Origin of the sequence: Amycolatopsis sp. NPDC047767, from assembly GCF_040704195.1 — a bacterium.
Taxonomy (GTDB): Bacteria; Actinomycetota; Actinomycetes; order Mycobacteriales; family Pseudonocardiaceae; genus Amycolatopsis.
Genome location: NZ_JBEYSJ010000004.1, coordinates 300,589 through 321,113 on the forward strand (window position 1 = coordinate 300,589; position 20,525 = coordinate 321,113).

Annotated in this window: 18 protein-coding genes; 17 read left to right on the plus strand and 1 reads right to left on the minus strand. The window is 72.6% G+C overall.

The window, feature by feature from the left end; all coding sequences use genetic code 11:
• The first annotated feature begins 19 nt into the window (after positions 1-19).
• Genes AB0878_RS10255 through AB0878_RS10265 form a run of 3 tightly spaced genes read left to right on the plus strand, consistent with a single transcriptional unit; the run spans position 20 to position 4,667 of the window.
• Positions 20-1,939: a hypothetical protein gene (locus tag AB0878_RS10255; protein WP_366578441.1), complete on the plus strand. Its 1,920-nt coding sequence runs from the start codon at positions 20-22 to the stop codon at positions 1,937-1,939.
• An 11-nt stretch (positions 1,940-1,950) separates the two neighbouring features.
• Positions 1,951-2,736 (plus strand): ribonuclease activity regulator RraA, encoded by a 786-nt coding sequence (locus AB0878_RS10260; protein ID WP_366578442.1) that lies wholly within the window; start codon positions 1,951-1,953, stop codon positions 2,734-2,736.
• Between the two features lie 44 nt (positions 2,737-2,780).
• Complete coding sequence (locus AB0878_RS10265) at positions 2,781-4,667, plus strand: right-handed parallel beta-helix repeat-containing protein (RefSeq protein WP_366578444.1); 1,887 nt, start codon at positions 2,781-2,783, stop codon at positions 4,665-4,667.
• A gap of 39 nt (positions 4,668-4,706) precedes the next feature.
• Here the strand turns inward: AB0878_RS10265 and AB0878_RS10270 are convergent, their stop codons facing one another.
• Positions 4,707-5,588 carry a fumarylacetoacetate hydrolase family protein gene (locus AB0878_RS10270; RefSeq protein WP_366578446.1) on the minus strand — a complete coding sequence of 294 codons (882 nt, stop codon included), beginning with the start codon at positions 5,586-5,588 and terminating at the stop codon, positions 4,707-4,709.
• 94 nt (positions 5,589-5,682) lie between these two features.
• On the opposite strand from AB0878_RS10270, the gene AB0878_RS10275 reads away from it, so the two are divergent.
• The 14 genes from AB0878_RS10275 (at position 5,683) to AB0878_RS10340 (ending at position 20,457) form a co-directional block, all read left to right on the plus strand.
• A complete protein-coding gene (locus tag AB0878_RS10275) occupies positions 5,683-6,441 on the plus strand; it encodes an enoyl-CoA hydratase-related protein (RefSeq protein WP_366578448.1) in 759 nt (252 codons plus the stop codon).
• Between the two features lie 2 nt (positions 6,442-6,443).
• Entirely contained in the window at positions 6,444-7,631 is a 1,188-nt protein-coding gene (locus AB0878_RS10280; protein WP_366578450.1) for a CoA transferase, read from the plus strand.
• Positions 7,628-8,632: a hypothetical protein gene (locus AB0878_RS10285; RefSeq protein ID WP_366578452.1), complete on the plus strand. Its 1,005-nt coding sequence runs from the start codon at positions 7,628-7,630 to the stop codon at positions 8,630-8,632. Before AB0878_RS10280 ends, AB0878_RS10285 begins: the two co-directional genes overlap by 4 nt.
• Positions 8,629-9,357 carry an SDR family oxidoreductase gene (locus AB0878_RS10290; protein WP_366578454.1) on the plus strand — a complete coding sequence of 243 codons (729 nt, stop codon included), beginning with the start codon at positions 8,629-8,631 and terminating at the stop codon, positions 9,355-9,357. The genes AB0878_RS10285 and AB0878_RS10290 overlap by 4 nt, the downstream gene beginning before the upstream one ends.
• Positions 9,354-10,391, plus strand: coding sequence for an aldose 1-epimerase family protein (locus AB0878_RS10295; protein ID WP_366578456.1), 1,038 nt, complete (start codon positions 9,354-9,356; stop codon positions 10,389-10,391). The genes AB0878_RS10290 and AB0878_RS10295 overlap by 4 nt, the downstream gene beginning before the upstream one ends.
• Positions 10,388-11,230 carry an amidohydrolase family protein gene (locus tag AB0878_RS10300; protein WP_366578716.1) on the plus strand — a complete coding sequence of 281 codons (843 nt, stop codon included), beginning with the start codon at positions 10,388-10,390 and terminating at the stop codon, positions 11,228-11,230. The genes AB0878_RS10295 and AB0878_RS10300 overlap by 4 nt, the downstream gene beginning before the upstream one ends.
• Positions 11,227-12,024, plus strand: coding sequence for a methyltransferase domain-containing protein (locus tag AB0878_RS10305; protein WP_366578458.1), 798 nt, complete (start codon positions 11,227-11,229; stop codon positions 12,022-12,024). The genes AB0878_RS10300 and AB0878_RS10305 overlap by 4 nt, the downstream gene beginning before the upstream one ends.
• A gap of 136 nt (positions 12,025-12,160) precedes the next feature.
• A complete protein-coding gene (locus AB0878_RS10310; protein ID WP_366578459.1) occupies positions 12,161-13,054 on the plus strand; it encodes an FAD binding domain-containing protein in 894 nt (297 codons plus the stop codon).
• Positions 13,047-13,553: a (2Fe-2S)-binding protein gene (locus AB0878_RS10315; protein WP_366578461.1), complete on the plus strand. Its 507-nt coding sequence runs from the start codon at positions 13,047-13,049 to the stop codon at positions 13,551-13,553. The genes AB0878_RS10310 and AB0878_RS10315 overlap by 8 nt, the downstream gene beginning before the upstream one ends.
• Positions 13,550-15,985: a xanthine dehydrogenase family protein molybdopterin-binding subunit gene (locus AB0878_RS10320; protein WP_366578463.1), complete on the plus strand. Its 2,436-nt coding sequence runs from the start codon at positions 13,550-13,552 to the stop codon at positions 15,983-15,985. The genes AB0878_RS10315 and AB0878_RS10320 overlap by 4 nt, the downstream gene beginning before the upstream one ends.
• A gap of 5 nt (positions 15,986-15,990) precedes the next feature.
• Entirely contained in the window at positions 15,991-17,469 is a 1,479-nt protein-coding gene (locus AB0878_RS10325) for a CoA-acylating methylmalonate-semialdehyde dehydrogenase (RefSeq protein ID WP_366578718.1), read from the plus strand.
• A gap of 9 nt (positions 17,470-17,478) precedes the next feature.
• Entirely contained in the window at positions 17,479-18,252 is a 774-nt protein-coding gene (locus AB0878_RS10330; protein WP_366578465.1) for an SRPBCC family protein, read from the plus strand.
• A gap of 14 nt (positions 18,253-18,266) precedes the next feature.
• A complete protein-coding gene (locus tag AB0878_RS10335) occupies positions 18,267-19,043 on the plus strand; it encodes an IclR family transcriptional regulator (RefSeq protein WP_366578467.1) in 777 nt (258 codons plus the stop codon).
• A gap of 67 nt (positions 19,044-19,110) precedes the next feature.
• Positions 19,111-20,457: a HEAT repeat domain-containing protein gene (locus tag AB0878_RS10340; protein ID WP_366578469.1), complete on the plus strand. Its 1,347-nt coding sequence runs from the start codon at positions 19,111-19,113 to the stop codon at positions 20,455-20,457.
• Positions 20,458-20,525 lie beyond the last annotated feature (68 nt).

Consider the following 20,525-nt stretch of genomic DNA (forward strand, 5'->3'; position numbering starts at 1 on the left):
CCCGCTCAGAAAGGCAGTCATGACCACCACCCCCACGGTGGCGGCGACCGTTCCGCTCGGCGCGCCACCGAGCTGGGCCGTGCTCGAACGCCGCCTGTTCGACGTGCTCGACACGGCGTGGCGGACGTTCGCCGCCCGCTACTGCGAACCCGACGGCCGGCTGATCTTCCGCGGCACCGGCGAAAGCCGTGACGGCGCCGATGACTTCTACGAGGCGTTCTTCAACTGGCCCGTGCTCTACCAGCTCGGCGGCGCCGACGACCTGCTGGCCGCCGCCAAGCACCACTGGACGGGCGTCACGCGGCAGCTGACCGAGGCCGGGTACCTCGTCGACGAGTTCGAACGCGGCTACGACTGGTTCCACCAGGGCGAATCGCTGCTGCTGTTCTACGGGATCTGCGCGGCGGACCCGCAGGACGCGGCGTTCCGCGAACGCGCCTATCGCTTCGCCGACCTGTACCTGCCGGGTTCGCCGGCGGGCAACTACGACCCGGCCACGCGCACGATCCGGGCGCCGCACAACGGCGCCGGCGGCCCGCGCTACGGCATCAGCGACGAGTGGCAGTCCTACCACGCGGACCTGAAGTCGATGCGCCCGTTCGGCTTGCCGCTGCCCGACGTGCCGGGCGTGCGCGAGTGGGCCGATCTCGCCGACCCCGCCAAGGCCCGCGCGATGGGCACCGCGATGGACGAGCGCATCGGCCGCGGCGACACGGCGGTGAACCTCGCGGCGACGGGTCTGGCCGCCAACGCGTGGCTCTACGGCCACGAGGACCGCTACCGCGACTGGGTCCTGGAGTACGTCGACGCGTGGCGCGAGCGAGCCGCGGCCAACGACGGCGTGCTGCCGGACAACGTCGGCGCGCACGGCGAGGTCGGGGAGCTGCACGGCGGCCGGTGGTACGGCGGCAACTACGGCTGGGCGTGGCCCCACGGCATCTACAGCGTCGGCGCGGCCGCGGTCATCGCCGCCGTGCACACGGTGCTGGTCACGGGGGCCGCCGACCGGCTCGACCTCGCCCGCGGCCCGCTCGACACCGTCGAGGCACACGGGATCCGCGGCACGGTCGCGGGTTCCGACGCGAGCATCCGCGACCGCTGGGAGGCCGAGCTCGACGTCGACGCCGAGACCCTGCTCGTGCCCAACCGCCACAGTGACCAGGGCTGGTTCGACTTCCAGCCGCCCCAGCTCGGGCTGTCCGCGTGGCTCTGGCAAGCCGCGGGGCAGCCGGCCGACCGCGACCGGCTCGACCGCCTGCGCAAGGCGAGCGGCTACGACTGGGCCGAGGTGCGCGAGTTCCGCAACAAAGAGGAGGCCGGCCACGAAGCGCCGTGGCTGGAGTTCCTGCGCGGCGCCAACCCGGGCTACCCGGACGCGATGCTGCGGACCGCGCTCGGCCAGGTTGCGCGGCGCCTCGCGCTGATCGAGGCCGACACGGCCGACCCGGCGACGGTCCACGTGCACCACTGGCAGCGCCACAACCCGGTGCTCACCGAAGCATTGCTGCAACTGGTCACCGGTACGCCGCAGGTGCTCTACAACGGCGGCCTGCTGCCGAGCCGGCTCGCGTACTTCGACGTCGGCCGGCAGCGGCCGGGCCTCCCGCCGGACATCGCGGCGCTGGTGGACCTCGCGACCGACGAGCACGTGCGCGTCGAGCTGGTCCACATCGGACTGTCGGACGAGCGCCGGGTGGTCGTGCAGGCGGGCGGGTTCGGCGAGCACCGCATCGACCGGGTCGCCTACACCGCCGCGCCGCAGGGTTACCCGGGTGACCCGCGCGCTTACACCGCACCGGATTCGCCGGCCTCGACGCGGACGGCCGACGTCGGCGGACCCCGTCTGCAGGTCGTGCTGCCGCCGGGGCACGGCATCCGGCTGGACCTGTTCCTGACCCCGCGCGCCTACCCGGCCGCGCACCACAGTTTCGACGAGTGAGGAGCCGACCAGTGGAACGCAACGGCGACACAGCGCCGGCACCGGTGTGGGAGCTCCCGGTCCGCGGCGCGGACCCGGGCCCGGCCGATCCCGCGCTGGTGCGCGGGCTCGAGGCCGTCAGCTCCGCCACCGCGTGCGCCCAGCTGCACCGGCAGGGCATCCGCCGCACGTTCGTGGAGGGGCCGCGGCCGCTCACGACCGGGCAGAAGGTGGTCGGCCGGGCCGTGACGCTGCAGTTCATGCCGCAGCGCGAGGACGTCGCTTCCGGCGTCGCGCAGGAGTACGTGGAACGCAGCACCGCGCTGTGGGCCGTGCTGGAGGAGATCCAGCCCGGCGACGTCCTCGTGGTGCAGGCCTACGGCAGCGCGTTCACCGGCTGCTTCGGCGACATGCTCGTGCGCTACTTCAAGCGCAAGGGCGGGGCCGGGATCGTCGTCGACGGCCGGATCCGGGACTCGCCGCGCGTCGAGCAGCTCGGGGTGCCGATCTGGTGCACCGGCACGACCCCGCACTACGCGTCGCAGGCCGAGCTTTTCCCGTGGGCCTACCACGTGCCCGTCGCGTGCGGCGGCGTGCTCGTGCTGCCCGGTGACCTCGTCGTCGCCGACGACGACGGCGCAGTGGTCGTGCCCAGGCTCAAGGCCCCGCACGTGATGGAGGCGGCCCGCGACCACGAGGAGTGGGAGCGCTTCAGCCGGTCCCGGCTGGAGGAAGGCGCCCGCCTCTCCGACTACTACCCGCTGACCCCGGACTCGCGCGCCGAGTTCGAGGCCTGGCGGGACCGCCGCCACCAGTAGATGCACCGCAGAGATCCGCAGCACACCCCCGCGAAGGAGATCGCATGTTCGGTGGAACGCGCAAGAAACTGATGAGAGTCTCGGTGGGGGTGGTGCTGCTGGCGGGGTTCGTCTCCGTCCAGTCCGCCTCCGCAGACGTCCAGGGACACGGTTCGTGCACGCCGAAGGAGCTCTACGTCTCGACGCAGGGCAACGACAAGGCGGACGGCTCGGCCAAGCACCCGTGGAAGACGGTGCAGCACGCGCGTGACGAGATCAGCAGCCACGGCTGGAACTCGGAAAAACAGATGCGCTGCGACATCCACGTCAACCTCGCCGCCGGCGACTACCCGGTGACCCAGACGATCTCGTTCGACGAGGGCGACTCCGGGGCCAACGGGCACCAGGTCGTGTACCGCAGCGCCGACGGGCCCGGCAAGGCCCGCCTGCTCGGCGGCGCGCCGATCACCGGCTGGCAGCCGTACCAGGGCAACATCTACAAGGCGCCCTTCGACAAGACGAAGCCGTTCTACACAATGTTCGAGAACGGCGAGCGCGCCACCGTGGCCCGCTACCCGAACCGGGCGACGCCGGACACGTGGGCGCCCTACCTCACCTCGGCGCTGCCGGACATCTCGAAGGAGGCCGTGCACAACTGGCTCTGGTCCAACCCCGGTGACTGGGACCCGAGCTGGGACCTCTCGCAGGCCTCGCTGACGATCTGGTCGGGCGGCAGCTGGAGCTGGTTCACCGACACCGTGCCGATCCTCGACGTCAACTTCACCAAGAACCAGCTGACGATGAAGTACAACACGCGCTACGCCCTGCACAACAGCGGCGGCGGCTCGCGGTACTTCCTGCAGAACTCGCTCGACTTCCTCGACCAGCCCGGCGAGTTCTACGTGGACTACAAGAACGGCGAGGTCTACTACTGGCCGAAGAACGGCGAGAAGCCCACCGACAGCTCGGTGATCCGCCCGACGGTGCAGACCGTGGTGAACGTGGCCGGCAGCTCACCCGAGCACCGCGCGCACGACCTCACCTTCGACGGGCTCGGCGTGCAGTACTCCGACTACGTCGACTGGTACCGCAACGGCTGGATCAACGACGGCGACTCGGGTGACATCCACCAGTACCCGCAGTACGACCGCCAGGTCGAGATGCCGCGCGACCGCTTCGGCGCGGTGCGCGTGACCAACACGTCGCACGTCACGCTGAAGAACGCACACATCTCCGAGACCGGGTTCACGGCCGTGTACGCGCTCTTCGCCAACGACCACTTCTCGGTGACCGACAGCCTCATCGACCACATCGGCGCCGACGGCATCAAGGTGGAAGGCGGCTATCCCGGCGAGGGCGACATCTCCAACCACCACCTGTTCACCGACAACTACATCCACCACTTCGGCGAGCTGGTCCCCGGCGACGCGGCCGGCGTCGAGCTGATGGACACCGGCTCCAACGAGGTCAGCTACAGCGTGATCGACCACAGCGCGCGGTACGCGGTGAGCCTCGAGGCGCGGCCGGAGGTCCAGCCGGGCGACGACTACGCGCAGAACAACACGTTCAAGTACCTGAACCTGCAGGAAGCCGGGCTGGACAGCGGTGACATGGGCGCCTTCTACACCTACGGCGTCGACAACGTCGAGCCCTACACCTTCGACAACTCGGTGTCCCAGGTGGTGATCGGCGACGTCCTCCCGGACGCGTCGATGCCGGACAGCGGCACCCGCGGGGTGCACATGGACGCGGGCGGCTGCGGGTTCACCTTCAGCGACATCGAGGTCGGCAAGGTCACCGACGACAAGTACCAGAGCTACCAGTGCAACACGGTGACCAACGCCAACTGGGCGGCCGGGTTCGACGCCTCGCGCATGCAGTACGACAAGATCGGCGTGACCGCGGCGTTCCCGTACCCGCGGCCGCCGGCCACGGTGTCGCCCACGAAGTGACCCCGGTGGGGGCCGGGCGATCCCGGCCCCCACGGGACTTCACCGGGCTTCGAGCAGCTTCGCCACCTCGTCCTTTCCGGACACCACGGTGCTCGTGAGAGTGCCGACCTCGCCGACGGTGATCGCGACCCGGTCGCCGGCGGCGAGAGTGAACGGCAGGTCCGGCACCAGCGCGGTGCCGGTGGCGAGCACCACGCCGTCGGGGAACACGTCGGCGCGGAAGAGGTACTCCACCAGCTCGTCGAAACCGCGGTGCAGCAACGAGGTGCTGGTGGCGCCCGACCACACGAGGGCGCCGGCGCGGTGGATCTCCAGCTCGATCGGGAGGTTCGTCGCGTCGGCCACCTCCCAGGCGGGCCGGATGCCGGGGCCGACGGCGCAGCCGCCCAGGTAGATCTTGGCCTGGGGCAGGTAGAGCGGGTTGATGCCTTCGATGCTGCGCGAGCTCATGTCGTTGACGACCGTGTACCCGACGACCTCGGCGCGGGAGTTGACGACGAGCCCGAGCTCCGGCTCCGGCACGTCGATGCCGGAGTCGGTGCGGATCGCCACGGACTCGCCGTCGCCGGTCACGCGCCAGGCGGCGGACTTGAAGAACAGCTCGGGCCGCGGGGCCTCGTACACGAGGTCGTAGACGTCGGCGGAGCGCTCGCTTTCGGTGATCCGCGCCTCGCGCGAGCGCTGGTAGGTGACGCCCGCCGCCCAGACCTCGGTCCGCCGGTCGACGGGAGGCAGGAGCCGGAGCCCGGCCACGTCGTGCGACGGGCCGTCCGCGCCGGCGCACAGGTCCTGCAGCTCGTGCAGCGGCAGGGCGAGCAGCTCGCCGATGGACGTCACCGGCAGCTCGAGGACGGTGTCCGCGGTGCGGACGCCGACGGCCGGGTGGGTTCCGCCCGGGGAAAGGAAACGAACGATGAGCACGGCTGACCTCGATCCTCGTGGGGATTCTGCGGCCCGTTCCGGGGCCGAGGGGGAACCTAGACACGGCCACGGGTCCGGCGCAAGTGTGTCCGAAGTGGACTGCACGGTCACGGGACGGGTCGCGGTGCTGACGCTGAACCGCCCGGCGAAGCGCAATGCGATCACGCCGGACATGGCGGCGGCCCTGCGCGTCCACGCCGCCGCGCTGGACGCGGACCCGGACGTGCGGGCGATCGTGCTGACGGGCGCGGGCGACAGGGCGTTCTGCGCGGGCAGCGACATCGGCGAGCTGGACCGCTACGCCACGCCGTGGGCGTTCCGCAACCGCGCCGACTACGGGGACACGATCCGAGCCCTGCGCACGCCGGTGATCGCGGCCGTCAACGGCTTCGCCTTCGGCGGTGGCCTGGAGCTGGCGTTGGCGTGTGACATCCGGCTCGCCGCCGCGACCGCGACCTTCGCCGCACCCGAGATCAAGCTCGGCTGGATCGGCGGCAGCGGCCAGTCGGCCCTGCTCGCGCACAGCGTCGGGCCGGGCAACGCGGCGACGATGCTGCTCACGGGTGACCCGGTCTCCGCGGCCCAGGCGCTGACGTGGGGCCTCGTCAGTGAGGTGACCGAACCCGCCGAGCTGCTGCCGAACGCGGTTGCGCTCGCCGAGCGGATCGCCGCGCGGGCCCCGATCGCCGCGCAGACGGCCAAAGCCAACCTGCGCGCGGCGTACTCGATGCCGCTGGATCAGGCCATCGCCTACGAGCGGGACCTCCAGACGGTGTGTCTGTCCACAGCGGACGCGGCGGAGGGCCGAGCGGCCTTCGCGCAGCGCCGCGAACCGCGGTTCACAGGGGAGTGACGATGGGAGTGCTCGACGGGTACCGCGTGGTCGACGTGTCGATCGCGATGGCCGGGCCGCTGGCCTCGATGCGGCTGGGCGACCTCGGCGCGGACGTGGTGAAGGTCGAGCCGCCGGGCGGCGAGTGGCAGCGCCACGCGCCGGCGGGCGGCGCGACCGGGGTGGCGGTCAACCCGTCGTTCCTGTCGCTCAACCGCAACAAGCGCAGCCTCGCCGTGGACCTCAAGGCGCCGGCCGGTCGCCAGGCCGCGCACGACCTGATCGCGACCGCGGACGTGGTGCTGCAGAACTACCGGCCGGGCGTGGCGCAACGGCTGGGGCTGGACTACGAGACGGTGCGCGAGATCAACCCGGGTGTCGTGTACGTGTCGATCTCGGGTTACGGCGAGACCGGGCCGTACGCGCAACGGCCGGGGCAGGACCTGTTGCTGCAGGCCATGAGCGGCGCGATGTACAGCGTGGGGCGCGCCGCCGATCCACCGCTGCCCGCGGGGACGTACGCGATCGACGCGATCACGGCCTACAGCGCGTTCGAGGGTGCGCTGGCCGCGCTGCTGCACCGCGAGCGGACCGGGGAAGGCCAGCTGGTGACGGTGAACATGCTGGACGCGGCGATCGCGGTGCAGATGCAGGAGCTGTCGGTGTTCACCGTCGGCGGCGTGCCACAGCGGCGGGGGAGCGAGGCGCACGGGCACACCTACATCCGGGCTCCGTACGGGGTCTTCGAGACCGCGGACGGGCACCTCGCGCTGGCCATGCCGCCCTTGGGCGCGCTGGCCGTGGCGCTCGACCTGCCGGAACTGTCCACGATGGACACCGACGTGGACGGGCACGCGAAGCGCGACGAGATCACCGCACTGGTGCGGGAGCGGCTGCCGGAGCGCTCGACGGACGACTGGCTCGCGCGGCTGCACGAGGCGGGGATCTGGGCCGGGCCGGTGTACTCCTATGCCGATCTGCTCCAGGATCCGCAGGTCGTCCACAACGGCTCGTTCGTGCGCTACGAGCACGCCACCGAGGGACCGGTGACCACGCCGGGCTTCCCGTACGGGTTCAGCGCGACACCGCCGTCGGTGCGCCGGGGCGCGCCGGTGACGGGCGAGCACAGCGGCGAGATCCTGCGTGAGCTGGGCTACGCGCCGGAGCGGATCGCCGCGCTGGTGCACGACAAGGTGGTGCTGGTGCCGTGAAAGGGCTGACGTGGGATCACCCGCGCGGATACGGGCCGCTGGACGAGCTGGCCCGTCGCGAAGGTGGTGTCGAGTGGGACCGCCAGCCGTTGGAGGGCTTCGAGTCCACGCCGATCGCGGAACTGGCGGCGGAGTACGACCTGCTCGTGGTCGACCACCCGGGGCTCGGCGCGGCCCTCGACCACCTGGTGCCGATGGAGGAGCTGCTGGACGTCGCGGAACTGGGCGCCTGGCGGGCGGGGACGATCGGGGCGAGCTACGACTCCTACGTGCTCGACGGGCGGACCTGGGCGCTGCCGATCGACGCCGCCGCACAGGTGTCGGTGGCGACGTTCGCCGATCAGCCGAAGACCTGGGACGACGTGCTTTCGGTCGCTCGCGAAGGCGGCGTGGCTCCGTGCCTCGGTGGGCCGCACGCGTTGCTGATGTACTTCGCGCTGTGCGTCGCGTTCGGGATCGAGCCGTTCACCGACGCGGCAGGCCGGGCCGTGGAGGTCATGGCCGAGCTGGTGGCATGGGCCGATCCGGCCGTGTGGGCACGGAATCCGATCGGCGCGCTGGCGGCGATGACCGACGGCCCGGTGCGGTACTGCCCGCTCGTGTACGGCTACACCGGTTATCCGCTGCTGTCCTTCGAGGACGCGCCGGCCGGCCCGGCAGGGATCGGCAGCGTGCTCGGCGGTACCGGGCTCGCCGTGTCGCGCAAAGCGCCCGAGGACGAGGCGCGAGCGGTCGCGCGGCGGATGATCGCGGCCGACGTCCAGACGGAGGTGTTCCCGGCGTTCGGCGGGCAGGCGGCCGACCGTCGCGCATGGACTTCGCCCGGGTTCCACGCCGACACCGCCACGACACTCGAGCGGGCGTGGGTCCGGCCCCGGGAGCCGGGCTACATCCGGTTCCAGACCGAGGCGGCACGGATTCTGCGCGACGGACTCGCGGCGCGCGATCCCCGGGTTCACGGCCGGCTCACCGCCCGCTACCGCGAATGGAGGGACGCATGACCACCGCACTCGTCACCGGCGCCGGCGGTGCGCTCGGCCGCGCCACCGTACTGCGGCTCGCTTCCCGGGGCGACGCCGTCGCCGCGCTCGACCGGGACGCCGACGCCCTCGCCGAGACCGCACGCCTGACCGGGTCGAAGGTGCTGCCCCTTGTCGTCGACCTGCGCGACGCCGACGCGCTGACGGCCGCCGTCGAACGGACCGCCGTCGAGCTCGGGCCCGTCGGGGTGCTGGTCAACAACGCGGCCGTGTACCCGAGCCGGCCGTTCGTCGAGGTGGAGCTCGCCGAGTACGACGAGGTCCACGCCGTGAACCAGCGGGCGTACTGGGTCGCCGCGCAGGCCGTGGTGCCCGGCATGGTGACCGCGGGCGGCGGCGCGATCGTGAACATCGCGTCGATCACGATGCACGGCGGCTGGTCCGACCTCGCCGCGTACGTGGCGACGAAGGGTGCCGCGGCCGCGTTGACGAAGGCCCTCGCACGGGAGCTGGGGCCGCACGAGATCCGCGTGAACTGCCTGTCGCCGGGGGCCTTTCCCACGGCGGCGGAGGAGATCCACGAAGACCCGGAGGCGTACCGGGCGTTCGTGCTGGAGCGGCAAGCGCTCAACCGCCGGGGCCGGCCCGAGGAGCTGGCCGCGGTGGTGGCGTTCCTGACGGGCCCGGACGCGTCGTTCGTGACCGGGCAGACGATCGAGGTCAACGGTGGCTGGGTGATGACATGACCGACCTTTACGGACAGACGCACGACCGGCGCGAGCTCGCGGCGCGCGGTGGTGCGGGCGGCGTGCGGCTGGTGACGCTCGCGGACGGCGCCGAGCGCGGCGTGCGGGCGCTGGAGTTCCGCACGGGCAGCGGGCTGGCGTTCGAGGTGCTCGTCGACCGGGCGATGGACCTCGGCGCGGCCGAGCACGCGGGGCGCGCGTTCGGCTGGAGCTCGCCCACCGGCGTGCGCCACCCCGGCCTGCACGAGCACGCCGACGAGGACGGCTTGTCGTGGCTGCGGTCGTTCACCGGGTTGCTGGTCACGGGCGGTCTCGACCACACGCTGTTCGGCGGCTCGGTGGATTCGGCGGGCTACCGCTATCCGCCGCGCGAGACCGTGCGGCACGGGTTGCACGGCCGGGTCGCCAACATTCCCGCTCGACTGCACGGCTACGGCTCGACGTGGGAGGGCGACCGCTGCGTGCTGTGGGCCGAGGGCGAGGTGCGGCAGGCGGCGGTGTTCGGCGAGAACCTCACGCTCACCCGGCGGATCGAGGCCGACCTGGGCGGCAACGAGATCCGGCTGGTCGACACGGTGCACAACCCGGCGTTCGAGCCGATGCCGCACATGTTCCTCTACCACATCAACCTCGGCTGGCCGCTGCTCGACGAGGGCGCGCGGTTCGTCGCGCCGGTGGCGCGCACGGTGTGGCAGTCGGACAGCGTCGCGTCGCAGGGGGTCGACCACCGGGTGCTCCCGCCGCCGATCCCGGGGTTCGTGGAGCAGGTGTACGAACACGAGCTGACGAGCGGAACCGCGGCGATCGTCAACGAGCGGCTGGGTCTCGCGGTGAGCGTGCACTGGTCCCAAGGCGAGTTCCCGTGCTTCTTCGAGTGGCTCAACCTGCGGGCCGGCAACTACGCGGTGGGGCTGGAACCGTCGACGCACCACGTCGGCGGCGAGTCGTCCGCGCGGGAGGACGGCAGCATGACGTGGCTGGAGCCGGGGGAGTCACGCACCTACCGGACGGCGTTCCGCGTGGAGGAGCTCTGAACCACGTCGACGCCCACCACCACCTGTGGCACCCGGCGGTGCATCCGCAGCCGTGGCTGGACCGGCCCGCGCTCGCGCCGATCCGCCGCCCGTTCACCGTGCGCGACCTGCGCCTGGCGACGCTCGGCACTCGGGTCACGCGAACGGTGCTCGTGCAGGCCGTCGGCTCGGCGGCGGAGACGGAGCAGCTGCTGGCGCTGCCGGATCCGCTGGTCGCCGGCGTCGTTGGGTGGGCCGACCTGACGACGCCGGACCTCGACCTCGCGCGGTTCCGCGGCACGCGGCTGGTCGGCCTCCGCCACGGAGTGCAGTCCGAACCGGACCCGCGGTGGCTCTGCCGGCCGGACGTCCGCGCCGGGCTGCGGGCCGTTGCCGCCGCGGGCCTGACGTTCGACCTGCTGGTGCGTCCGGAGCAGTTCGCGGCGGCGCTCGAGACCGTGCGGGCGGTGCCGGAGCTGACGTTCGTGCTCGACCACCTGGGCAAGCCGCCGATCGCGTCGGGGGCGGTGGAGCCGTGGGCTTCCCACTTGCGGTCGCTGGCTCGTGAGCCGAATGTCGTGGCCAAACTTTCGGGCCTGGTCACGGAAGCCTCGTGGCCACAGTGGACGGTCGCGGACCTGCGCCCGTACGCCGACGTCGCGCTGTCCTCGTTCGGCCCGGCGCGGCTCATGTACGGCTCGGACTGGCCGGTGTGCCTGCTCGCGGGCACCTACGGCCAGGTCTTCTCGGCCGCCGACGCCCTCACCGCGCACCTGACGGCAGCCGAACGCGCTTTTGTGTTCGGCGGCACGGCGGAACGGGTCTACGGCTTGTCGGGTGCTGCACAATCACCGCCATGACCTCCCCGGACGAGGGCTACCTCCTCGACAACGCCCAGCCGGAAGCGGGCTCGCGCTTCGACGCGCTCAGCGCGCTGTTCGACGCGTCGACGGTCCGGCACTTCGACGATCTGGGCGTCGCCCCGGCGTGGCGGTGCTGGGAGGTCGGTGCGGGTGGCCCGTCGGTGGTGACGTGGCTCGCCGAGCGCGTGGGGCCCGGCGGTCACGTGCTGGCCACCGACCTCGACACGTCGTGGGCCGCCACCGCCGCGAGTGACGTCGTGGAGGTCCGCCGCCACGACGTCGGCCGCGACGCGCCGCCGCCCGGTGGCTTCGAACTCCTGCACGCCCGACTGGTCCTGGTCCACGTGCCCGACCGCGCACGCGCCCTGCGCACCCTGGTCGCCGCCCTGCGCCCCGGCGGCCGCCTGCTGGTGGAGGACGCCGACCCCACCCTGCAGCCCCTGATCTGCCTGGACGAACGCGGCCCGGACGAGGCACTGGCCAACCGCCTCCGCCGCGCCTTCCGCGAGCTTCTCGCCTCGCGCGGCGCCGACCTCGCCTACGGCCGCACCCTCCCGCGCGCCCTCCGCGAAGCCGGGCTCACCGACGTCACCGCCGACGCGTACTTCCCGATCACCTCGCCGGCCTGCACCGCCCTGGAAGCCGCGACGGTCCGCCAGATCCGCGGCGGCCTCGTCGCCGCCGGCCTGGCGACGGACGCCGACATCGACCGGCACCTGGTCAACGTCACGGCCGGCCGCCTGGACCTCGCGACCTCGCCGATGATCTCGGCTTCGGGCCGCAAGCCGTAGGCCGTCGGCCAGGAAACCCCATCGGCCGGCCGCGTCCGATTTGACATCCCGCCCGGCTCTTCAGAGACTCGTTCTGTAAATCGAACAGCGTTCAGCATTTCGAACACTGGCCGGAACGAGCAAGAAGGGCGAATCGGTGAAACTGCCTGCTTTCGGCTACCACCGGGCCGAATCGCTGGGCGACGCGGTGGCGGTGCTGGCCGAGCACGGGCCCGACGCGCGGGTGCTCGGCGGTGGGCAGAGCCTCCTCCCGGTGATGGCGCTGCGCATGTCGAACCCGAGCGTGCTCGTGGACATCACCACGGCGAAAGACCTGCGGGGCCACGCTTTCCGTGACACCGACGGCCTCGTCGTGTCGGCCGCGGTCACCGCGCGGGCGCTCGAGACCGACGCCGAGACGCGCCGCCGTCATCCGCTGGTCGTCGAAAGCCTGGCGCAGGTCGGGCATCCCGAGATCCGCAACCGCGGCACGGTGTGCGGCTCGCTCGCGCACGCCGACCCCGCGGCCGAGCTGCCCGCGTTGCTGCTCGCGCTCGACGGGTCCGTGCGCGTCGCCGGCGCCGAGCGGCGGCGCCGGATCGCCGCCCGCGACTTCTTCCTCGGGCCCTACCTGACCGCGCTGGCCGACGGGGAGGTCGTCGCCGGGGCCGAGCTGCCGCTCGTGCCCGCGACGGCCGGCTGGTCGATCCGCGAGATCACCCGCCGCAGTGGCGACTTCGCCCTCGTCGGCGTGATCTGCGTGCTGGACACCGATTCCGCCGGGCGCTGCACCGACGCGCGGATCGCGCTGTTCGGCATCGCCGGCACCCCGCGCCGGGCCACCGCCGCCGAGGCGATCCTCACCGGCGAGGTCCTCGACGACGCCGTGCTCGCCGAAGCCGCGGCCCGCGCGTTCGACGAGATCGACGTCGTCGGCGACCTCCACGGCTCCGTGACCTACCGCCGCCGCGCGGGCACCCGGCTCGTCGCCCGCTCGCTCGCCGAAGCCGCCGCCCGCAGCCAGTCCGAAGTGGAGAGTGCCCGTGCTTGACGCCCACGAGCCGACGCAGGTATCCCTCACGGTGAACGGGAAACCCGAATCGGCGCGCACCACACCGCGGACCACGCTCGCCGATTTCCTGCGCCACGACCTCGGCCTCACCGGCACGCACCTCGGCTGCGAGCACGGCGTCTGCGGTGCCTGCACCGTCCGGCTCGACGGCACGGCCGTGCGCAGCTGCCTCACCCTCGCCGTACAGGTACACGGGTCCACAGTGGACACCGTCGAAGGCCTGGGTGAGACGGCCGGCACCGAAGACGTGCTGCACCCGCTGCAGCAGAAGTTCTGGGAGCACCAGGCGTTGCAGTGCGGCTTCTGCACGCCGGGCTTCCTGATGGCCGCCGTCACCGCCGTCGAGGAGAACCCGGACCTCTCGCACGACGAGATCCGCGAGCGGCTGTCCGGGAACCTGTGCCGCTGCACCGGGTACGCGCCGATCGTGGCCGCGATCGCCGAATACGCCGAGCAGGTGCGGGAGGCGCGGGCGTGAGCATCACCGAAGGCTGGGTCGGCCGCCGCGTCAAGCGCGTCGAGGACCCGAAGATCCTGCTGGGCCGCGGCCGCTACGCCGACGACGTCACCCCGGCCCGCTGCCTGCACGCCGCGTTCGTCCGCGCCCCTGTCGCGCACGCGCTGATCACGGCGATCGACGTCGAGGCCGCGAAGCAGGCGCCGGGGGTGGTCGCCGTGTTCACCGCGGACGACTTCAACCCGATGTGCCGCTCGTGGAAGGGCCTGCTCGACTGGCCGGGCCTGGTCGGCGGCGACCAGCGGCCCCTGGCCACGGGCAAGATGCACTACGTCGGCGAGCCCGTGGTGATGGTCGTGGCCGAGAGCCGCGCCGTCGCGGAGGACGCGCTGGAGCTGGTCACCCTCGACTACGAGGAGCTCGACCCGGTCGTCGACTCCATCGCCGCCCTCGACGAGTCGGCGGCGAAGGTGCACGACGAGCTGCCGTCCAACCTCGCCTACGAGGGCACGTTCGGCACCGGCGACGTCGAAGCGGCCTTCGCCGAGGCCGCCGTGGTCGTGGAGACCGGCATCAGCACCGCGCGGCACACGGCCGTCGCGCTGGAGCCCCGCGGGGTCGTCGCCGAGTTCGACCCGTCGGCGAAGTCGCTCACCGTGCGGCTGTCCACCCAGGCGCCGCACATGCTGCAGTCCGCGTTCGCCGAGCTGCTCGGCCTGCGGGAGAGCAACATCCGCGTGCTCACCGACGAGGTCGGCGGCGCGTTCGGCATGAAGGCGCACGTGTACTCCGACGAGGTCGCCACGTGCGCGGCCAGCATCCTGCTGCGCCGCCCGGTGAAGTGGATCCAGGACCGCGTCGAATCGCTGCAGTCGGACACGCAGGCGCGCGACGAGCGGGTGTCCGCCGCGCTGGCCGTCGCGGCCGACGGACGCATCCTCGGCCTGCGTTCGGAGGTCGTGAGCGACGGCGGCGCCTACTCCGTGTACCCGCGCAGCATGGTCACCGAAGGCATCCAGGTCGCCACGATCATGCCCGGCCCGTACCGGATCCCCGTCTACTCAGGACACTTGCGCGTCGCCATCACCAACAAGGCGCCGCTGGCGGTGTACCGCGGGGTCGGGCACCCCGTCGCCATCCTCGCGATGGAGACGCTGCTCGACGAGACCGCGCGCCGGCTCGGGCTCGACCCGGCGGAACTGCGGCGCCGCAACCTGATCGCGCCCGAAGAGCTGCCCTACACCTCCGTGACCGGTCAGGTCTACGACAGCGGCTCGCACCAGGAGTCGCTGGAGAAACTGGTCGCCATGCTCCCCGCCGGGCCGGACCTCGACAAGCGCAAGGCCGAGGCGCGCGAACGCGGGCGCCTGCTGGGCGTCGGGCTCGCGTGTTTCGTCGAAGTCACCGCACCCGGCGTGATGTTCTACGGCAAGCGCGGCGCCCCGATCACCGCCCACGACCAGGTCGAGGTGCGCGTGGAGGCCGATGGCTCGGTCACCGTGCTGCTCGGCACACCCGGCCAGGGCCAGGGCCTGCAGACGACCGCCGCGCAGGTCGTGGCCGACCACCTCGGGGTGTCGTTCGACCGGATCAGCGTGGTCAGCGGCGACACGGCGGTGGTGCCGCACGGCACGGGCGTGTGGGCCAGCCGTTCGGCCGTGGTCAGCAGCGGTGCCGCCGCGTCGGCCGCCCGTGAGGTGAAGGAACGGCTGCTCGCGATCGCCGGGCACCTGCTGGAGGTCGACCCGGCCGACCTCGAGATCGGCGACGGCGTGGTCCAGGTCGCGGGCGCACCGAACGTCCACTTGGGAGTCGAAGAGCTCGCCGAGGTCGCGCACTTCCGCACCCACCGGCTGCCGCCGGAGCTGCGGATCGGGCTGTCGGTGGTGGGGGAGTACAGCGGCCCCAACGTCACCTTCAACAACGGCGCCCACGCCGCGGTCGTCGAGGTCGAGGAGGACAGCGGGCTCGTGCACATCGTCGACTACGCGTGCGTCGAGGACTGCGGGGTGCTCATCAACCCGGACATCGTGGACGGGCAGATCCGCGGCGGTGTCGCGCAGGGCATCGGCGGGGCGTTGTTCGAGCGGCTGTACTACGACGAGAGCGGCCAGCTGCTCACCTCGACCCTGCTCGACTACCTCATGCCGACCGGCCCGGAGCTGCCGGACGTGCGCATCACCCATCTCGAGACGCCGAGCCCCATCACCATGCTGGGCGTGAAAGGCGCCGGTGAGGCCGGGGCCGCCGGCGCGCCCGCGGCCGTGCACAACGCCGTGAACGACGCGCTCGCCCCGCTGGGCGCGCGGGTGTGGCACGAGCCGATCACGCCCGAACGCGTCGTCCGGGCCCTCGACGAATCCGCCGGCCACCGCTGGCCCGAACCACCCGACACCCCACCCGTACCGGCTCTCCCGCACCTCGGCTCGACTGTCGAGAAAGGACACTCGTGAACACCATCCAGCACTTCGTCGGCGGCGCTTTCGTCCAGGACGAACCGGCCGCGTGGGCCGACGTGCACGACCCCGCCCGCGGTAGCGTCGCGGGCCGGGTCGCGCTCGGCGACGCCGGTGCCGTGGACCAGGCCGTGAAGGTGGCGCTCGACGCGCAGGCCGCCTGGGCCGAGGAATCGCTCGGCGTGCGCCAGCAGGTTCTGCTGGAGTTCATCCGGCTCGTCGAGCGGTCGCGGGACGAGCTGGCCGAGCTCGTGACCGGCGAGCACGGCAAGACGCTCGCCGACGCCCGCGCGGAGGTCAACGCGGGCCTGGACGTCGCGAAGTTCGCGGCCGGGATCCCGCACCTGCTCAAGGGCGACTTCAGCGAGAACGTCTCCCGTGGGGTGGACACGTACTCGATCCGCCAGCCGCTGGGGGTCGTCGCGGGCATCACGCCGTTCAACTTCCCCGTGATGGTTCCGATGTGGATGTTCCCGATCGCCGTCGCGTGCGGCAACGCCTTCGTCCTCAAGCCGAGCGAGAAGGACCCGTCGGCGTCCAACCGCCTGGCCGAGCTGGCCCTGGACGCGGGGCTGCCCGCCGGCGTGCTCAACGTCGTGCACGGCAGCGCCCCGGCCGTCGACGCGCTGCTGGCCCACCCGGATGTCGCCGCGGTGAGCTTCGTGGGGTCGACGCCGGTGGCCCGGCACGTCTACGAGACCGCGGCCAAGCACGGCAAGCGGGTGCAGGCCCTCGGCGGCGCGAAGAACCACCTCGTGGTGCTGCCGGACGCCGACCTCGACGCGGCCGCCGACGCCCTCGTCTCCGCCGCCTACGGCTCGGCGGGAGAGCGGTGCATGGCGATCTCGGTCGCGGTGGCCGTCGGCGGGGTCGGCGACGCGCTGCGCGAGCGGCTGGTGGAACGCATCGGCCGGCTGTCCACTGCGGACGGTCACGACGAGGGCACCGACATGGGCCCGCTGGTGACCGCCGACCACCTGCGCCGCGTGAGCGGTTACGTGCAGGCCGGCGCGGACGCGGGCGCGGACCTCGTGGTCGACGGCCGCGACGTGCGGGTTCCGGGACGGGAGAACGGGTTCTTCCTCGCACCGACGCTGCTCGACCACGTGCGCCCGGACATGACCGTGTACACCGACGAGATCTTCGGCCCCGTGCTGTCGATGCTGCGGGTCGACTCGCTGGAGGAGGCCGTCGGGCTGATCAACGGCAGCGAGTACGGCAACGGCGTCTCCCTGTTCACCCGCGACGGTGTCGCCGCACGGCAGTTCCAGCACACCGTGCAGGCCGGCATGGTCGGGCTCAACGTGCCCATCCCCGTGCCGATCCCGTACTTCCCCTTCGGCGGCTGGAAGCACTCGCTCTTCGGCGACTCCGGCCAGTACGGCGAGGACGGCATCCGGTTCTTCACGCGCCGCAAGGTCGTCACGAGCCGGTGGGCGCCGTCGGCCGGCTCCCGCGTCGACATGCGGTTCCCGGCCTAGGGGGCGCTCGTGCGACTGGAGAACAGCTTCACCGTCGGCCTGCCGCCTGAGCAGGCGTGGGCCGTGCTCACCGATCCCGAACGGGTCGCGCCCTGCATGCCCGGCGTGCACCTGGACGAGGTCGACGGCGACGACGTCCGCGGCGGCCTGCGCGTGAAGGTCGGGCCGATCGCCGCCGAGTACTCCGGTCTGGCCCAGTTCCGCGAACGGGACGAGGCGGCCGGTGTTGTGGTCGTGGCGGCGTCGGGTCGCGAGGTGCGGGGCCGGGGTTCGGCTTCGGCGACGGTCACGTTGCGGCTGGCGCCGGCTCCGGAAGGCACGCGCGTCGACCTGGCCACGGAGCTCGCGCTGACGGGCCGGCTGGCGCAGTTCGGGCGTGGTGTGCTGGGCGAGGTGACCGGGCGGCTGGTCGACGAGTTCGCGCGGGCGCTGGCGGAGGAGGTGGCCGGATCGCGGGCCCAGGCTGCGGGAGTGCCGCGGGCCGCGGTGCCCGGGGTGGCGACGGCGGCTTTTGTCGAGCCAGTGGCGGAGGTCGTCGATCTGGCGGCGGAGGAGTGGCCGGACGACGAGCCAGTGGGCGCTGTTCCCTCGGCCGAACCCGCCGCTACGGCCCCGGTCGTGAGTGTTGCCGGTGCGCGGCCGAGTCCGGAGGACCGGTCGCGTACTCGAAACGCGGACGCCGTCGTCCTGCGCGCCGTCGCGATCCCGGTCGCGAAGCGCGTGGTCCCGGCCGTGGCCGCCGTCGTCGCGGCGATCGTGCTCGCCCGGCGGTTGCGGCGATGACGGAATCTCCCGCGATGACCGGTTCCCCGTCCTCGGCCGGGCTGCCGGTGCCGTCGGTCGCCCGCGCCGCGTACGTGCTCGACGCCCTCGCCGCCGCCCCCGACGGGCTGCCGCTCAGCGAGCTCGCGCGGGTCATCGGCGCGCCCAAGAGCAGCTGCCTCGCCGTGTGCACGACGCTGGTCACCACGGGCCTGCTCACGCGTACTCCCGGCGGGCAGTACCGGCTCGGCTGGAAGGTCGTGCCGCTCGGGCGGGCGTACCTCGCGAAATCGGGGTTCGTGCTGGAGTTCCGGCGCGTCGACCAGGAGCTGGGGCTGCTGCCCGAGGACACGATCGTGCTGTCCCTGCTGGACGGACGCCACGTCGTCTACGTCGAGACGCGGCCGGGCCTGCGGACGCTCGCGATGTCCTACGAGATCGGGCTGCGCCTGCCCGCCCACTGCACGGCGAGCGGCAAGTCGCTGCTCGCGTCGCTGACCGACGACGAGATCGCGGGCCGCTACGCCGACGGCTGCTTCGAAACCCTGACCCCGCAGAGCATTTCGCGGATGCCGCAGCTCATGGCGGAGATCGAGAGCACTCGCGCCCACGGTTACGCCGTCGACGACGAGGAGACCGCGCCGGGCATGATGTGCGTCGGCGCTGCTGTCGCCGGGCGGGGTGGGCAGCCGGTGGGTGCGCTGTCGGTGAGCATGGTCAAGTCCACTGTGGACGCCGAACGCCTGAAGCACTCGACGTCCGCCATTCTCCGTCTGAGCACTGCCATCACCGAACGGCTCGGAGGACTCTGAGCGCTCCCCAAATCCGGTGGCGTCGTGGGCGTCGCGGACGGCACGATGGCGCCGGAGAGGGGGAACGATGGTGACGGAAGAAGAACTGGACGCGCTCGCCGCCGGCGACCCGCGCGAGTGGCTGGTGGTGGACGAGTCCGAGCGGCGCTGGTCGTATTACGGCCAGCGCCTCAGGCGGACCTTGCCGTGGCGTCGGCGGAGCCGCGTGCAGCTCGTCGAGGCGGTTTGCGACGCCGACGGGTATATCCGGGAGCCGGGCGTGGGGCAGCTGCGGAGCAGCCGCGACCCGGAAGCGCTGCCCCTGTTGCTGGTGCGCTGCGTCGACTGGGTGCCCCAGGTGCGGGAGATCGCCCGCGCGGCGGTGCTCGCTCGGTTCGCGCAGGAGGACCTGGCGCCCCCGCTGCCGCTGGTCGTCGTGCTGAGCCGGCGGGCCGTGGACGACTGGGTGGACGAGCACGTGCTCCAGCCGATGCTGCGCTCGCCCGAGCTCCTCGACGTGGCGCTGGCCACGCCGGACCTGCGGACCCGCCGGATCGTCCACGAATCGGCCCAACGCGCCGGGTTGCTGTCCGACGAGCGGCTGGCCTCGATCGCGGTGCACGACCACGACGACGTGATCCGCACCCGTGTCGGCCGGCTCCTGCTCGACCGCGACGACCCCCGGTTCGTGCTGCCCCTGCTCGACGGCGGCGCCCCCAAGGTACGGGCGCGGGCGTTGCAGCTGCTGGGCGTCGAGACGGCCCGGGAACGGCTGGGCGAGAGCTCGTCGCTGGTGCGGTCCATGGCGCAGGCCCTCGTGCTGCGCGCGGGCGGTGACCCGGCCGCCTACTACCGGGACGCGCTGCGGTCGGGCGCCGTCACGCGCGCGACCGTCGCCGGCCTCGGCGAAACGGGGACGCTCGACGACGTCGACCTCCTGCGAGCACAGCTCGCCGACGAGCGGCCTCGGGTGCGCGTCGCCGCGGTCCGTGGCCTGCGCCGGCTGCTGGCGAACCCGTCGGACGCGCGGGCCGTCCGCTACGGCCGTGAGCTGCTCGCCGACCCCTCACCGGGCGTCGTCCGCGAGGCCGCCGCCCTGCTCGATGGCCGCCTCGGCCCGGCGGACCGCCCGCACCTGCTCGACCTGGCCGCGCCGGCCCGCCCCCTCCACGTCCGCCGCGGCGCGTACACCTTGCTGCGCGGGGTGAGCCGGTGGTCCCGGCTCGCCACCGACCTGTGGCTGCTCAGCCTGCCGGGCGACCCCTTGGCCGCCGACGCCCGCCGCGACCTGGACGACTGGCGCCGCAACGGCTCCAGCGCGTTCACCCGCCCGTCCCCGGACCTGGCCGCCCGGATCGGCGAGCTGCTGACCGAACTGGAGCCCCACCTCGGCCCCGGCGTGGCCGGGGAGCTGCGGTGCCTTGCCCAGGCGTGAGGGCTGTCTGTCCGGAGTGGACAGCCCTCACGCCCGGCCAGGCAATCCGCTCACGGCTGAGGTGATTC

Bases quoted from the DNA above. Each gene is read 5' to 3' on its own strand.
- AB0878_RS10340 (WP_366578469.1), top strand. From the start codon at position 19,111: ATGGTGACGGAAGAAGAACTGGACGCGCTCGCCGCCGGCGACCCGCGC.
- AB0878_RS10335 (WP_366578467.1), top strand. From the start codon at position 18,267: ATGACCGGTTCCCCGTCCTCGGCCGGGCTGCCGGTGCCGTCGGTCGCC.
- AB0878_RS10255 (WP_366578441.1), top strand. From the start codon at position 20: ATGACCACCACCCCCACGGTGGCGGCGACCGTTCCGCTCGGCGCGCCA.
- AB0878_RS10280 (WP_366578450.1), top strand. From the start codon at position 6,444: ATGGGAGTGCTCGACGGGTACCGCGTGGTCGACGTGTCGATCGCGATG.
- AB0878_RS10305 (WP_366578458.1), top strand. From the start codon at position 11,227: ATGACCTCCCCGGACGAGGGCTACCTCCTCGACAACGCCCAGCCGGAA.
- AB0878_RS10295 (WP_366578456.1), top strand. From the start codon at position 9,354: ATGACCGACCTTTACGGACAGACGCACGACCGGCGCGAGCTCGCGGCG.
- AB0878_RS10265 (WP_366578444.1), top strand. From the start codon at position 2,781: ATGTTCGGTGGAACGCGCAAGAAACTGATGAGAGTCTCGGTGGGGGTG.
- AB0878_RS10290 (WP_366578454.1), top strand. From the start codon at position 8,629: ATGACCACCGCACTCGTCACCGGCGCCGGCGGTGCGCTCGGCCGCGCC.